The organism is Pseudoalteromonas sp. 2CM39R (assembly GCF_023161845.1).
Genome location: NZ_JALNTM010000030.1, coordinates 25,074 through 38,844 on the forward strand (window position 1 = coordinate 25,074; position 13,771 = coordinate 38,844).

The window sequence follows — 13,771 nt, forward strand, 5'->3', positions numbered from 1 at the left end:
TCATAGCTAAAACGGCTGGCAAATAAAAAAGGGGTGAAATTTTTTTCACTTTTTATTTTTCACAAGTTTTTTTAGGTTGTTATGAAACTTATTCAAATAGATAAAGCCCGTTACCGTAAACATTTAAACCAAGTAATTATTGCTTGTGTAATTGCTTTAGCCGTTGGCAGTTTAGCCATTTCACAAACGTTAATAACGTTATTTCCTGACCCAAGCGGTAGCCATTTTCATTGGAACCTATTAGGTGTTGTTGTGTGTAGTTTGCTGGTGGGCTTTGTGCTTAATAAATACCGCAATCATGATTACATGACTGAAATAGTCTATGTGTGGGAGCTTAAAAAAGCGCTAAATAAAATCACCCGTAAAATGCCAAAGTTAAAAGCAGCAGGGCGTGAGGGCAATGCAGATGCTTTATTAGCAATTCATTATAGCTATGCGGGTTCGCGTTTGCTATGGCAGCTTGATGACAACACTATTACCATGGATGAGTTGGCAATTAAGCAGGCAGAGCTTGATAGTGTTGCAGATAAATACAATCTCTCGCTTGATGCAGAACGTTATGATGAGTCAATCTTAAAGCAATTTTAAGGACGAATAATGAAAAAGGTTTTGATTGTTTGCTTAGGCAATATCTGTCGCTCACCTACCGCTGAAGCGGTACTTAGTAGTCGTGCAAAGGCGTTGGGTGTCAATGTCAAAGTTGATTCTGCTGGCACCATTGGTTACCACCAAGGTAATCCACCAGATTCACGCTCAAAAGCAGCAGCTGAAAAGCGCGGTTATAGTTTTAAAGGCATCTATTCGCGACCAGTGACTCAAGCTGATTTTCATGAGTTTGACATAATTCTCGCAGCCGACAAGCAAAATCTTGCGGATTTACAAGCCCAGTGCCCAGAGCACTTACAATATAAGTTGTCGCTATTTTTAAGTCATGGTGACGCAGGGGAGAGTGAGATCCCAGATCCCTATTATGGTGGCGATCAAGGCTTCGAAAAAGTACTCGATTTAATTGAGGACGCAGCTGATAACCTGCTTAAAAAGCTATAAAAAGCTATAAAAAGCTATAAAAAGGGTCGCATTGCGACCCTGTTATTTAGTTGTTGATTTTAAAATCCAATTGCACCCGAGAAGTCGCAGCAATAGCTTGACCATTTTCAAACTTAGGGGCATAACGCCACTGTTTTACTGCTTTAACAGCTTCTCTTTCAAATGCTGAGCCACCCTCAGAGCCAACCACAGTTATGTTGTCTACAAAGCCTGACGGGGTTACTTCAAACTCCATTACGACACTGCCATCTTCCATACGTTGAACTTTTGATTTTGGATATTTAGGATGTACGCGGTACAACGGCTCTTGTTCTTGGCTTTCTTTCCAAGGCACCATTTTCGCAATCGCTAAGCAATGTTTGGTTGCTTCGTCGCTTTTACCTGTTTTTTCGTATAAGTGAACCAACTTCGAATGGGCGTTTAATTCGGTTTGATGATCAAAGTCTAGCTCTTGATCAAATACACTTACTACGTGATTCAATCGCTCAATAGCGGTGCTGTATTTACGTTGGTTTTCTGCGAATGCGGCAACTAAAAAGTCAGCGCTAATACGATCGACAGCGTTATTTGGTAAGTTTTCTTGGTAGTACTTATCGGCTTCTTCAAGATATTCCTTTGCTGTGTAATAGCGCTCGCCAGTGCCCTTATAAGCAAGGATACGAGCTGCGGTCATTTTTACATCAGCAACAAGCTTGTCTGAGTTTTGTTTTTCAGCAATAGCAATGACATCATCAAGATACGTATCAGCGCGCTTAGCTGAGGGAGTTGATTCTGCCATGCCGATTAATGAATCATATACTTGCACACTTAGCTTGCCGTGGTTCGTTTCGAGTATTTCGTAGGCTGTGCGATATAACTCAAAGCGTTGTTCTTGTTCGCTTTTATCTAGGCTGTTTGCATAGTTAATAGCAAGGTTGGCGGTGTTGTCGGCGCTTTCACCATAAATTTCTTTGCCAAGCTCAAACGCTTTTTTGGCAAGCTCACTACTGTCTTGCTTATTTTCTACAGCAGCGACATAAGCGCGGTAGGTGTCGTTAAATTTTTGGGTGGTCGTTTCATTGGCAATGCCTTGCTGACTAAATAGTAATGCAACACATAAGGCAAGTGAGCTCTTTTTCATAATATTCCTTATTATTTTGCCCAGAGAAGAGGGAATTAATACTTGTTGATGATAATCATTATCATCAAGAGGTACAAGGTATCTAATAATTTTTAATGTATCACTGTTTTTAATTTAAGCAAAAACAGTGATTAAGCTTAACCGGTCGTAGGTACTTATGAAAAAGCGCTCACATTGAGCGCTTTATTGTTAGATTATAAACTCAGGCAAATTCTGTTCATCAAACCAACCCGGTATGTAATGCGATTCGTAAAGTCGCCAACAATTATCTGACTCTAATCTTGCTGCTAACTGATAGTGAGCTGCATAGATTTTTTGATTGCCATCATTCACTGGTTTTTCGGGAATGATTCGGGCAATGATAAATCGAGCTGCTTTTTTATCTTGACTAATCTCCATTTTGACCAACTCTGCAAAGTGCTGCCAAAATGGCGCAAGCAGTCTAAAGTTTTTTAAACTCCCTATAACACTTTCTCTACCAGATAAATCACCTAAAGGAGGAAAGCTGCCATGTATATCTTGGCTGTAGCAATCAATAAGTAAACTAATATCACAGTTATCAACAGCAAATGCATACTTGTTATAGAGATCAATGAGAGCTTGCTTTGGCTCAGAGGCTTTAAACTTACGAATTAATGCCCATGGAGAGTGTAATTCACTTACTATTGTTGGTGCACCATCAACTAGCTGCCAGCCCTGAACTCCAGGAAGCATGTTCCAGTTAGGAAGCAAGGATTGTTGTCCTTTATTCCAGTTAACCTGAAATTTAATGTGGTTAATAAGCCATTGCTGGTTTTCATAAACGAAATGAAAAATAAACGTACAACCACATAAAAAGCGTTTTTGCCCATGATTTACATCTACATAAGCGTAGCTGCTTGCTGCAGCAAAATCCTTTTGGTGTGCAGTAAACGTATTTGTAAATTCAGCATTCGTTGCATAGTTTTTGAAATCTTCACTCAAGGTTGTTGATACATGCTTTTGCCCATTTATAGAGCCATGGTGATGGCTTTTGAAAATGATATCAGAGCTAAACAGCTTTGCTAACGAGTGCTTATCCGAGCGTAACCAGCTATCTTTAAACTGAGATATTAAGTTTTTGAGCTGTTCTTGAGTACTCATACAGCAGGCTCTCTTTGCTCTTTTTCAAGAGCAGGAATAACAAAGCTACCCAATTCATCAATTACATCTTGGGCAGCCCTTCGAGAAGGTTTTAAGTTTAGCGCAATGTGTTTTACGCCAAGCTCTCTGTGTTTTAACAGTCGCTCAATAAGGGCATTTCGACCAATTCGTACAACATTATAAAAACGCTGATACGGGGCGTCTGGGTTTTTATCTAAATCAAAAAATGTCGCATAGCCGTAATGTGGGCTTGTGTTGCTATTGCTTGCAATTGATAGGTTGTTAATGATTTCACTGATGGCTTGTTCATTATCAACAGCCCAAATCCAAGCATTAACATTATTAGCCAACCACTCAAATGATTGCCTAGAACGACCAACGGCCATAACGGGGAGCTGCTGATTTACTGGTTTTGGATAAAGGTCAAGTGAACCATCAAGCTCGCCGTAATATTGGCTAATGTGTTTAGGAAAGCTTTGTTGGTGTAATGTTTTGATAATTTCAACTGACTCTCTGTAGCGCTCAGCACGCGCGTTAAAATCGACACCAAAAGCCGGGTATTCAACTGGCCTATCTCCGGTTGAAACTCCTAACACAAAACGACCATTACTTAGATGATCTACTGAGGTTGCTTGTTTGGCAACCATGATAGGATCGCGCAATGGTAAAACTGCCCCTGCGGTGCCTAAAGTAATTGTATTTGTATGCGCAGCAATGAAGCCTGCGTAAGTGAATGGATCAAGCATCTGCGCAGCATCACCAAAATTAGGATCATAAAAAGGCACATCCCTAAACCAAATACTGGCAATACCTGCTTGTTCAGCCTGCTTAGCAGTTGCTATATCAGCATTAAGGGTAGGGAAAGGGCTGCTAGGGTACGCTTCAAGGGGAGTGAGCAATCCCAGCGTTAATTTGTTGTCGGCAAATACATTTGTAAAGCTAGTTGGTAGATTATTCATGTTACTGAACTCCCGAATTCGCTGGCCAGACAACATCAAGTTTAGAGTGGCTAATGCGCCATTGACCGTCGATTTTTTCATAGCGATCTAAGTATCGGCCCACTAATAAAAGCGGAGATTCGCTTTGCTCCCTACTTGTAACAAAGTCAATTAGATAGCACTCACCCTGTGCTGTCGTTTTATCTGTTAGCACTATTTGATGGTTCATCACGGCATGAACAAAAGGGAAGTGCTTTCTATTGTGGGTATCGAATTCATCATAAGCATTTTTTAATCCTTGCTTTATCTGTTCAATTCCATTCATTTCTCCCACTATTACTTCGACTCGTGCGTCGCTAGTAAATACTTCTTCCATTTTATGAATTTGACCAGAGTCTAAAAGCTGACTGTAGTTTAATCGAAGAGTTCGGATCTCTTCTTTTTCGAGTAAATCGAGAAGTTTGCGTTCGCTCATCATATTTCTCTATTGCTGAATAAGTGAACACTATTTTATTATCTTCTTTTTAAATGATAACCTAGCTAATATTCCATTTATTCTGTCCTGAGATTCCATAATGAAACCAGAAGATAGCCCTTTCTTTGGTATTCGAGAGTTTGTTGAAACACTACGCATGGGTACATTCACAGCAGCTGGTAATCGGTTAGGTTTAACAGGCTCCGCTGTTGGCAAAACTGTTACTAGGCTTGAAAGTAAGTTAGGTACGAAGTTATTGCATCGAACAACTCGTAAAATTATGGCAACCCCAGAAGGACAGCATTATTTTGAAGGCTGGGTAAAAATACTGGCTGAAATAGATAGCCTAGAGCAAGCGGTCACTGCCGGTAGCCACAATGTTTCGGGGCAAGTAAAGCTTCACTTACCTGCGGCATTCGGCCGTAAGTATGTAATGCCAATTCTTTCTAAATTAGCAAACAAGTATCCTAAACTAGAGCTTGCGGTTCACTTTAGTGAAAGTCGTATCAATTTAATAAATGAAAATGTTGATTTGGTGGTACGTATCGGCACATTAGAAGATGATGCCGATCTGGTAGCAAAATTGTTGGGTTATCAAAAACTAACAGTGTGTGGTAGTCAAGATTATTTTGACCAACATGGTGTGCCAGACACTCCAGCGGATTTGCTCACTCATGATTGTATTATTGGCAGTAAGCGCTCTTCGCAGCCAACATGGTTGTTCAAAGATAGTAAAAAGCAGTCATTTAACCAGCTCATCAATTCCAGATATATGCTCAGTGATGGAGATGCGATGCTAGATGCCGCACTTAATGGTTTAGGTGTTGCACAATTACCTACATGGCTTATTCAAGAGCAGCTAGATAGTAATAGACTAACTAGTGTTTTAGATACCTTTTCAGGTGCGGTTATGCCAATCAATGTTGTTTGGCCACGCTCAAGATATTTAAAGCTTAGTCAAAGGGTTATAATTGATGAGTTAGCAGAGCAGTTTAAGCTTCAAGCATCACTTTTTGGTTATTCCTCATAATTGTTTTATTTAGCGCTTTAAGTACGTTATTAATCAGCGCTGAAGCTCATCATTACACTGTTATTTTTATTATTTTGATAGGTGGTTGTTAAAGGCTTAGCGGTTTATTGAGATTAAACTAATCTATTTTTTCGAATATCTACAAAGGTTTGTTTAGTAATTTATTGTATTTCAAAGGTCTAGCTCTAAAAAGCAGAGCTTTTAAGGTGTTTTGTTAGCGTCACTAAAGCGAGGCGCAAAGCTCGTATCTTGGGGTGGTTTGAGTGTATAATACTTGAATTGCTGGTAACTGCCTCAATATTAGTTATCACTCGTCGTATGTTGCATCCTTACAACCTTCAAGCTGTTGTAATCACATTTGCAGTATCGCATTTATTTTTTAATTTGGATTTGTCGTGGCGCAAGTAAGAGCAAGAGTCCAGCTGAATGTTGGCAAAAACAGTGATATCCCTGCAGAAATCGTATCTTTCAGTGGCTTAAATGATGGCCAAGAACATGTTGCTTTAGTGTTTAATCAAGCAGACACAGAGCAAGATGTCCCTTTAATTCGTATGCATTCAGAATGTTTAACGGGCGATGTATTCCATTCATCACGTTGTGATTGTGGTGAGCAATTAAATGAGTGTATCGAGATGATGCACCAACAAGGCGGTATTTTACTGTATTTACGCCAAGAGGGCCGTGGCATTGGTTTATACAATAAAATTGATGCTTACGTATTACAGTCGCAAGGTATGAATACGTACGAAGCGAATAACCACTTGGGTTTTGCTGATGATTTACGTGACTTTTCAGACGCGGTATTAATGCTTGAAGCACTCAATCAAAAGCACGTTAAGCTAATGACTAACAACCCAAATAAGCTTAAAGCCCTGCGTGATGCAGGTATTGAAGTTGATTCAGTGGTTGGCACTCATGCGCACATTAAAGCGGGTGTGGTAGGTAACCGAGCTTACCTCGAAACGAAAATCAAACATGGCTCGCACATGCTTGATATTAAAAAAATTAAAAAGCCTGAGTAAATTTCACTACAGGTGACTATAAACAAGTAGCGCACCCAGTTATACTCGGTGCGTTTTGTCGTTATTGAATGAGAAACTATGTCGATCGAAGTACGTATTTTTAAAGCTGATGCGGGCGTTAAATGGTTTAAAGCTGGATGGGAAATCTTTAAGCTGCAACCTTTGACTTTTATTTTAATGCATCTGCTAATCGTGATAATTAGCTTTTTGGCATTGCTACTACCTTTACTGCAAGTTGTTGGTGCGTTTGTGACGCCATTTTTGATGGCGGGTTTTTATCAAGCTGTGTTAACAAAGCAACAAGGCGGGACTGTCAGCCAAGCTGATATTTTTAAGCCGTTTAGTAATAAGGGAAACCGTATAGGTTTAGTGCGCGTTGCAGTGTATCAGATGGCGGCAGGTATTTTATTGGCCTTACTGTCTAATTTCATTTTTGCAGATGCCTACGCAGTTATTTCGAGTCAGACTTTCGATCCACAAAACCAATCACATATTGCGGATTTATTGGCAACCATTTCAATGGGGCAAGTTGCGGTATTCTTAGTGGCGATCTGTGTGTATTTAACCGCTTTTGCCTATGCAGTGCCTTTGGTTTATTTTCAAAAACAAAGCAATATGTTTCAGGTTTTAAAAACCTCATTCATGGTGTTTTACCATAATATGGCGCCATTGAGTGTTTATGGCCTAATTTGCGCTGTTTTAATGGTGATCTGTATTCCTTTATCGTTTATTCCACTATTGGTTTTAATGCCAATTTGTTACATTAGTTTCTTCGTGTCTTTTCAGGCTATTTTTATGCCGGTTGTGCCAAAAGGTGATGACCAAACAAAAGCACCCGAAGCGCCGTCACAATCAGGACGCTTTGACGCGTAATGGATGATAAAGAACAAAAGTTAAAAAATTACGTACTTTGGTTATTGTCTCGACAAGATTATTCGCGTCGGGATCTAAAGCGAAAGTTACAGCAAAAAGAGGCGACACCCGAGTTCACAGAGCGCTTGTTAGATTGGTGTGAATCACACAACTTTATTAACGAACAGCGCTATTGCGAAGGGTTTGTACGCCGCCATTTGGCTAAGTATCATGGTGTAAAACGCATTCAGAGCGAAGCAATGGCAAAAGGGATAGACCGAGCACTATTAGATAAAACGCTCGAGGAGTTCGAAGTCGATTGGTTCGAACTCGCAAAGGACGCATATTTAAAGAAGTTTTCATATTCAGGTAAAGAACTCGACCAGAAAGAAAGAGCGAAACGTGTACGCTACTTGATGTATCGAGGCTTTAATTACGAACAAATTGATTTTGCAATGCAAGCACAGCAATAAACGGGTGAGATTTTCACATGCAGCATATGACTACCGCACAGATCAGGCAACAGTTCTTAGACTTTTTTGCCTCTAAACAACACCAGATTGTTCCTTCAAGCTCGCTGATCCCGGGTAATGATGCCACGTTATTATTCAATAACGCCGGTATGGTGCAATTTAAAGATGTATTTTTAGGTGCGGAAAGCCGCCCTTATTCACGTGCAACTAGCTCTCAACGTTGTGTACGCGCAGGTGGTAAACATAACGACCTTGAAAACGTAGGCTACACTGCACGTCACCATACGTTCTTCGAAATGTTAGGTAACTTCAGCTTTGGCGATTACTTCAAGCAAGACGCAATCAAGTTTGCTTGGGAGTTTTTAACTGATGTTGTAAAACTACCTCAAGAAAAGCTACTTGTTACCATTTATCACGATGATGAAGAAGCCTTCAACATTTGGCATAAAGAAGTGGGTCTAAGTGAAGACCGTATTATTCGCATTGCAACCAGCGATAACTTCTGGTCAATGGGTGATACAGGTCCTTGTGGTCCATGTTCTGAAATCTTTTACGATCACGGTGAAGAAATTTGGGGTGGTCCTCCAGGTTCACCTGAAGAAGACGGTGACCGTTTCATCGAGATCTGGAACCTAGTATTCATGCAGTATAACCGCCATGCCGACGGTACAATGGAGCCGCTTCCTAAGCAGTCTGTTGATACAGGTATGGGTCTTGAGCGTATCTCTGCAATTTTACAAGGCGTGCACTCAAACTACGAAATCGATTTATTCCAAGCGCTTATTGCTGCGGCGGCTAAAGTAACAAACGCACAAGATTTAAATGATAAATCGTTACGTGTTGTGGCTGACCACATTCGTTCGTGTGCGTTCTTAGTATCTGACGGCGTTATGCCATCAAACGAAGGCCGTGGTTATGTACTACGTCGTATTATTCGTCGTGCCGTTCGTCATGGTAATAAGTTAGGCGCGAAAGGTGCATTCTTCTACAAGCTAGTTGCTGCACTAATTGAGCAAATGGGTCAAGCGTACCCAGAGCTTGCTAAGCAACAAGAAATTATCGAAAAAGTACTGCGTATTGAAGAAGAGCAGTTTGGTAAAACACTTGAGCGTGGTTTGGCTATTTTAGAAGAAAGCCTAACTGACATCAAAGGCGATGTGATCCCGGGCGAATTAGTGTTTAAGCTTTACGACACTTACGGTTTCCCTGCTGATTTAACGGCAGACGTTGCGCGTGAGCGTTTTATGACGATTGATGAGCACGGCTTCCAAGAGTGTATGGCAGTACAGCGTAAGCAAGCACAACAAGCTGGTAAGTTTGGTGCTGATTACAACCAACAACTTAAATCTGAAAAACACACAGACTTTAAAGGTTACGATGCAGAGCATTACACAGGTACTGTGGTTGAGCTTTTCTCAGAAGGTCAATCGGTTTCTGTACTTGAAGATGGTCAAGAAGGTATCGCAATCTTAGACCGTACACCGTTCTACGCTGAATCAGGTGGTCAGGTTGGTGACACGGGTGTGTTAAAAGTTGCTGGTGGTGAGTTTGTAGTGACTAACACCACGAAACTTGGTAATGCATTTGCACACCATGGTCGTGTACAAGGCCGTATTGGTACAAACGATAAAGCAGAGGCAACAATTGATGCAGCTCGTCGCGATAGCATCAAGAAAAACCACACTGCAACACATATTCTGCATGAAACGTTACGTCAAATTTTAGGTGAGCACGTAAATCAAAAAGGTTCACTTGTTGAGCCTGAACGTTTACGTTTTGACTTCTCTCACTTTGAAGCGGTAACAAAAGACGAATTAAGCCAAATCGAGCGCGCAGTGAACGATGAAATCCGTCGTAACTTTGCACTTGAAACTGAGCTAATGGCTATCGAAGATGCTAAAGCAAAAGGTGCAATGGCATTATTCGGTGAAAAATACGACGACGAAGTTCGCGTAGTAACCATTGGTGACTACTCAATCGAGCTATGTGGTGGTACTCACGTTAAGCGTGCAGGTGATATCGGTTTATTCAAAATCGTATCAGAAAGCGGTATCGCGGCCGGTATCCGCCGTATTGAAGCGGTAACAGGTGCTGAAGCGGTTGCTTATGTAAGTGAGCAAGAGCAACAACTAAACGATGTTGCAGCACTAGTAAAAGGTGATAGCAGCACAGTACTTGAAAAAGTAACTGCATTACTTGAGAAATCAAAAGGCCTTGAGAAGCAAATTGCACAGCTTAACGACAAGCTAGCAAGTGCGGCAGGTGCATCGTTACTTGACTCTGTTGTTGAAGTGAACGGTATTAAGCTACTTGTTGCTGATGTTGCCGGTACTGAGTCTAAAGCGCTACGCGGCATGGTTGATGACCTGAAAACGAAGATTGGCTCAGGTGTTATTGCCCTTGGCGTAGCTAATGGCGACAAAGTAAGCCTAATTGCAGGTGTAACTAAAGACCTAACAGGTAAAGTGAAAGCCGGTGAGCTTGTAAATCACATGGCTGCACAAGTAGGCGGTAAGGGCGGTGGTCGTCCTGATATGGCACAAGCTGGTGGTACTCAGCCAGAGAACCTAGCTGCAGCCTTAGAAAGTGTAACTGGTTGGTTATCTGAGCGTTCTTAACTACTAGTGGCACTTATCGTCCAAAAATTCGGTGGCACCTCAGTTGGCTCAATAGAGCGAATTGAGGCAGTCGCCGACCTTGTTGTAAAAACCAAGCAACAAGGCCATCAAGTTGTGGTGGTGCTCTCGGCTATGTCGGGAGAAACTAACCGTCTAATTAAACTCGCTAAACAAATCGATTCTCGCCCTAGTGCTCGTGAGCTTGATGTATTGCTAACTACCGGTGAGCAAGTGTCAGTTTCTCTGCTGGCAATGGCTATCATCAAACGTGGCCACTCAGCGGTAAGCTTACTTGCTGATCAGGTCAACATTCGCACTGATAATATGTTTGGCAAAGCGCGTATTGAAGAGATTGCTGCGACTCGTCTTAAGCATGAACTTGAACATAACCGGATTGCCATTATAGCGGGCTTTCAGGGCCGCGATATTGAAGGCAATATCACCACGCTTGGTCGCGGTGGTACTGATACTTCTGCGGTTGAAATTGCTGGCGCTATCAATGCCGATGAATGTCAAATTTACACCGATGTTGATGGGGTATACACCACTGACCCTCGCATTGAACCAAATGCACGACGTATGAGCCATGTCACCTTCGAAGAAATGCTCGAAATGGCCAGTCTTGGGGCTAAGGTGCTGCATATTCGTAGTGTCGAAGCTGCAGGAAAATATAATATACCGCTCAGAGTGTTATCGAGTTTTAACCCGGATCAAGGGACCTTGATCAGTTTTGAGGAGCCGGATGTGCAAGCAAACATTGTGTCGGGTATCGCCTTTAATCGTGACGAAAGTCTGATTTACGTTAATGGTGTGCACCAAGGAACGGAAAACCTTGCAAAAATTTTGAAACTTTTTGCAGAATTCGGCATCGAAATAGATATGATTAATCAAGTTAATCATAACTTTGAAAAAATAGACTATGCTTTTACTGTGCACACAAATGATTTTGAGCAAGCGCTTGAAATTTTGACCAGTAACCAAGATGGTATCAACGCAGAATCTATTAAAGGGATCAGCAATGTTGCCAAGGTGTCTGCAGTAGGTGTAGGGATGAAATCTCACTCTGGTGTGGCAAGTTTATTTTTTAATGCCCTTGCCGATGAAAACATCAAAGTGATGCTTGTATCGACATCAGAAATAAAGATATCAGTTTTAATTGACGAAAAGTATTTAGAACTGGCTGTACGTGCGCTACACAAAGTTTTTTTAACTGAAAATGAATAAGATCTAGAGTTTTTACTTACTTTTAAGTCTATATTTCATTAGAATGTTTTTGACGCGGAATCTTTTAATTTTTTGGAACATGGGAGCAAGAGAATGCTAATACTAACTCGTAGAGTAGGTGAAACCCTTATGATCGGTGACGAAGTAACAGTTACTGTTCTTGGTGTTAAAGGAAATCAAGTTCGCATTGGTGTAAATGCACCTAAAGATGTATCAGTACATCGTGAAGAAATCTACATGCGAATTCAAGCAGAGAAATCTAACCCAAATCCGGGCAACGTTTAATCAGCGACAGATATTTTTAAGAGCCACTCACTGAGTGGCTCTTTTATTTAGTTCTGCTGTCATTTCATCATTTAGCGCTTGTTTAGAAATATATTGCATACCGCGCTGAGCCTTTAAAATATAACCTCGCTCAGTTTCAATAATCTCACTAATTTGTTGCCAGCTTAATTGGTAGCTTTTATGCGGGTTTTCTGCTTTAACGCCTTCATCATCAAATACGACAGTCACTTCGCTACCCGATGCACGACTCATCATTTGTCTTGCGACCCACCATGGGCGTTTATAATAAAAAGATAAGCACTCAACCACGGCAAGCATAATCATAAAGCTGCCTAAATAATGATTATCTAATTGATAAAAAGCCAACAAGCCTAAGGTTATTAATAATACCAACAACGAGTATTTAGGTTTGGCTTGAGATGAATAAGGTAAAGACTCATCAAAGCATTCGTAATAATACGGTTTATCTAATTTGTAACTTGTACTTAAAGTCATTTGTGGGCTCACTTTATTTGCTGGCGGCAGTTTAACATTGATAGAAAAAATCTTCTGTAGTTGGTTTTCATTTAGTTGTCATTGTGAGAGCTTAAGATATGTGTATTTTAAAGGTGTAAGTTGTATGTTTGTTAGTTCAATGTCATTAGCACTTGCAATGACCACAAATACTTTTTTAGTTATGGGCGATATGCCATACACCCCGATTGATGAAATCAATCTCGCAGAAGGCGGAAAAATCACCAAGGCAATCGCAGCAACACCTCATGGCTTTTTAATGCACTTAGGTGATATGAAATCAGGAGCGCTTGCTTGCACGAATAAACTTTTGCAAAGTAATAAAGCGTTATTGACGTCGTTGACCACACAGCCTTTTATTTATACCCCAGGTGATAATGAATGGACCGATTGCGACCGAGAAAAGCTATCGGTGCGTTTTGATGAGCTTGAACGGCTAAGCTTTGTTAAAGGCTTGATGTTCGATGATGCTTATACAAAAAAAGCACAGCAACTTCAGGGTTATGCAACCCAAACTGAAATGCTAGAAAATGCTCGCTGGCAGTTTGATGGCATTGAGTTTCGCACTTTGCATATACCGGGTACTTTTAATGGTCGCTCGCAAATTTTAAAAAGTGACAAAAACGCAGCACTTGATGCCGCCGACAAGCGTGATAAGTACAACTTAACTTGGTTAAAACAAGCGCTTGTTCAGCAAGATGCTAAGGCCTATGTATTTGGTTTTCAGGCTGATATTTACCACCCGACCAGTAAACCCACTTGCAGTGAATCACAACGTTCTAATTGTGATGCATTTAAAATATACCGAGATGCCATCAGCGACTTCGCAAAGCACACCAATAAACCTGTACTTGTAATGCATGGCGATACCGGCCCATATTGCCAGCAGCAGTTAGCGAGCAACTTAACGCGCTTAAATGTACCTGGTGACTTTGCTGTAAGTGATGTCGCAAAGGTGAGTTTTACCGACGGCCAGTGGCATATAGCGAGTGTATCGACAAACAAGCCCCTCACAACGTCTTGTGAGTAATAACGTAGGTTGGGTAGAGCGG

15 protein-coding genes are annotated in these 13,771 nt (G+C 41.1%); 10 read left to right on the forward strand and 5 right to left on the reverse strand.

The window, feature by feature from the left end; genetic code table 11:
* Window positions 1–81: 81 nt before the first annotated feature.
* Together MTF66_RS34735 and MTF66_RS34740 are read left to right on the forward strand one after the other, a co-directional pair.
* Window positions 82–588, forward strand: coding sequence for a DUF3087 domain-containing protein (locus tag MTF66_RS34735; protein ID WP_248530040.1), 507 nt, complete (start codon window positions 82–84; stop codon window positions 586–588).
* A gap of 9 nt (window positions 589–597) precedes the next feature.
* The gene (locus tag MTF66_RS34740; RefSeq protein ID WP_248530041.1) at window positions 598–1,047 is read left to right on the forward strand and encodes a low molecular weight protein-tyrosine-phosphatase; all 450 of its coding nucleotides are present in this window, start codon (window positions 598–600) and stop codon (window positions 1,045–1,047) included.
* A gap of 46 nt (window positions 1,048–1,093) precedes the next feature.
* On the opposite strand, the gene MTF66_RS34745 is transcribed toward MTF66_RS34740, so the two are convergent.
* From MTF66_RS34745 to MTF66_RS34760, 4 genes are all read right to left on the reverse strand, one after another.
* Entirely contained in the window at window positions 1,094–2,167 is a 1,074-nt protein-coding gene (locus MTF66_RS34745; protein WP_248530042.1) for an energy transducer TonB, read from the reverse strand.
* Window positions 2,168–2,356: 189 nt separating this feature from the next.
* Window positions 2,357–3,289: a nuclear transport factor 2 family protein gene (locus MTF66_RS34750; protein ID WP_248530043.1), complete on the reverse strand. Its 933-nt coding sequence runs from the start codon at window positions 3,287–3,289 to the stop codon at window positions 2,357–2,359.
* Window positions 3,286–4,248 (reverse strand): TIGR03571 family LLM class oxidoreductase, encoded by a 963-nt coding sequence (locus MTF66_RS34755; protein WP_248530044.1) that lies wholly within the window; start codon window positions 4,246–4,248, stop codon window positions 3,286–3,288. Before MTF66_RS34755 ends, MTF66_RS34750 begins: the two co-directional genes overlap by 4 nt.
* Window position 4,249: 1 nt before the next feature.
* Window positions 4,250–4,705: a nuclear transport factor 2 family protein gene (locus tag MTF66_RS34760; RefSeq protein ID WP_248530045.1), complete on the reverse strand. Its 456-nt coding sequence runs from the start codon at window positions 4,703–4,705 to the stop codon at window positions 4,250–4,252.
* A 97-nt stretch (window positions 4,706–4,802) separates the two neighbouring features.
* Between MTF66_RS34760 and MTF66_RS34765 the strand changes: the two genes are divergently transcribed.
* From MTF66_RS34765 to csrA, 7 genes are all read left to right on the forward strand, one after another.
* A complete protein-coding gene (locus MTF66_RS34765) occupies window positions 4,803–5,732 on the forward strand; it encodes a LysR family transcriptional regulator (RefSeq protein ID WP_248530046.1) in 930 nt (309 codons plus the stop codon).
* 395 nt (window positions 5,733–6,127) lie between these two features.
* Window positions 6,128–6,754: a GTP cyclohydrolase II gene (ribA, locus tag MTF66_RS34770; protein ID WP_054551277.1), complete on the forward strand. Its 627-nt coding sequence runs from the start codon at window positions 6,128–6,130 to the stop codon at window positions 6,752–6,754.
* Window positions 6,755–6,832: 78 nt separating this feature from the next.
* Window positions 6,833–7,627 (forward strand): BPSS1780 family membrane protein, encoded by a 795-nt coding sequence (locus MTF66_RS34775; RefSeq protein ID WP_054560784.1) that lies wholly within the window; start codon window positions 6,833–6,835, stop codon window positions 7,625–7,627.
* Window positions 7,627–8,079: a regulatory protein RecX gene (locus MTF66_RS34780; RefSeq protein WP_248530047.1), complete on the forward strand. Its 453-nt coding sequence runs from the start codon at window positions 7,627–7,629 to the stop codon at window positions 8,077–8,079. The genes MTF66_RS34775 and MTF66_RS34780 overlap by 1 nt, the downstream gene beginning before the upstream one ends.
* A gap of 17 nt (window positions 8,080–8,096) precedes the next feature.
* On the forward strand, window positions 8,097–10,697 hold the full coding sequence (alaS, locus tag MTF66_RS34785; protein ID WP_248530048.1) for an alanine--tRNA ligase: 2,601 nt from the start codon (window positions 8,097–8,099) through the stop codon (window positions 10,695–10,697).
* 6 nt (window positions 10,698–10,703) lie between these two features.
* A complete protein-coding gene (locus MTF66_RS34790) occupies window positions 10,704–11,921 on the forward strand; it encodes an aspartate kinase (RefSeq protein ID WP_248530049.1) in 1,218 nt (405 codons plus the stop codon).
* A 93-nt stretch (window positions 11,922–12,014) separates the two neighbouring features.
* On the forward strand, window positions 12,015–12,206 hold the full coding sequence (csrA, locus tag MTF66_RS34795) for a carbon storage regulator CsrA (protein WP_036970495.1): 192 nt from the start codon (window positions 12,015–12,017) through the stop codon (window positions 12,204–12,206).
* Between the two features lie 27 nt (window positions 12,207–12,233).
* Here the strand turns inward: csrA and MTF66_RS34800 are convergent, their stop codons facing one another.
* Window positions 12,234–12,701, reverse strand: a complete 468-nt coding sequence (locus MTF66_RS34800; protein ID WP_248530050.1) for a YcxB family protein — start codon at window positions 12,699–12,701, stop codon at window positions 12,234–12,236.
* Between the two features lie 124 nt (window positions 12,702–12,825).
* On the opposite strand from MTF66_RS34800, the gene MTF66_RS34805 reads away from it, so the two are divergent.
* Window positions 12,826–13,749: a hypothetical protein gene (locus MTF66_RS34805; RefSeq protein WP_248530051.1), complete on the forward strand. Its 924-nt coding sequence runs from the start codon at window positions 12,826–12,828 to the stop codon at window positions 13,747–13,749.
* Window positions 13,750–13,771: the final 22 nt, after the last annotated feature.

Coding starts and splice junctions, on each gene's coding strand:
- MTF66_RS34740 (WP_248530041.1), top strand. CDS start 598: ATGAAAAAGGTTTTGATTGTTTGCTTAGGCAATATCTGTCGCTCACCT.
- MTF66_RS34745 (WP_248530042.1), bottom strand. CDS start 2,167: ATGAAAAAGAGCTCACTTGCCTTATGTGTTGCATTACTATTTAGTCAG.
- MTF66_RS34780 (WP_248530047.1), top strand. CDS start 7,627: ATGGATGATAAAGAACAAAAGTTAAAAAATTACGTACTTTGGTTATTG.
- MTF66_RS34765 (WP_248530046.1), top strand. CDS start 4,803: ATGAAACCAGAAGATAGCCCTTTCTTTGGTATTCGAGAGTTTGTTGAA.
- MTF66_RS34735 (WP_248530040.1), top strand. CDS start 82: ATGAAACTTATTCAAATAGATAAAGCCCGTTACCGTAAACATTTAAAC.
- MTF66_RS34750 (WP_248530043.1), bottom strand. CDS start 3,289: ATGAGTACTCAAGAACAGCTCAAAAACTTAATATCTCAGTTTAAAGAT.
- MTF66_RS34800 (WP_248530050.1), bottom strand. CDS start 12,701: ATGACTTTAAGTACAAGTTACAAATTAGATAAACCGTATTATTACGAA.
- MTF66_RS34775 (WP_054560784.1), top strand. CDS start 6,833: ATGTCGATCGAAGTACGTATTTTTAAAGCTGATGCGGGCGTTAAATGG.
- MTF66_RS34805 (WP_248530051.1), top strand. CDS start 12,826: ATGTTTGTTAGTTCAATGTCATTAGCACTTGCAATGACCACAAATACT.
- MTF66_RS34760 (WP_248530045.1), bottom strand. CDS start 4,705: ATGATGAGCGAACGCAAACTTCTCGATTTACTCGAAAAAGAAGAGATC.
- alaS (WP_248530048.1), top strand. CDS start 8,097: ATGCAGCATATGACTACCGCACAGATCAGGCAACAGTTCTTAGACTTT.
- csrA (WP_036970495.1), top strand. CDS start 12,015: ATGCTAATACTAACTCGTAGAGTAGGTGAAACCCTTATGATCGGTGAC.
- MTF66_RS34755 (WP_248530044.1), bottom strand. CDS start 4,248: ATGAATAATCTACCAACTAGCTTTACAAATGTATTTGCCGACAACAAA.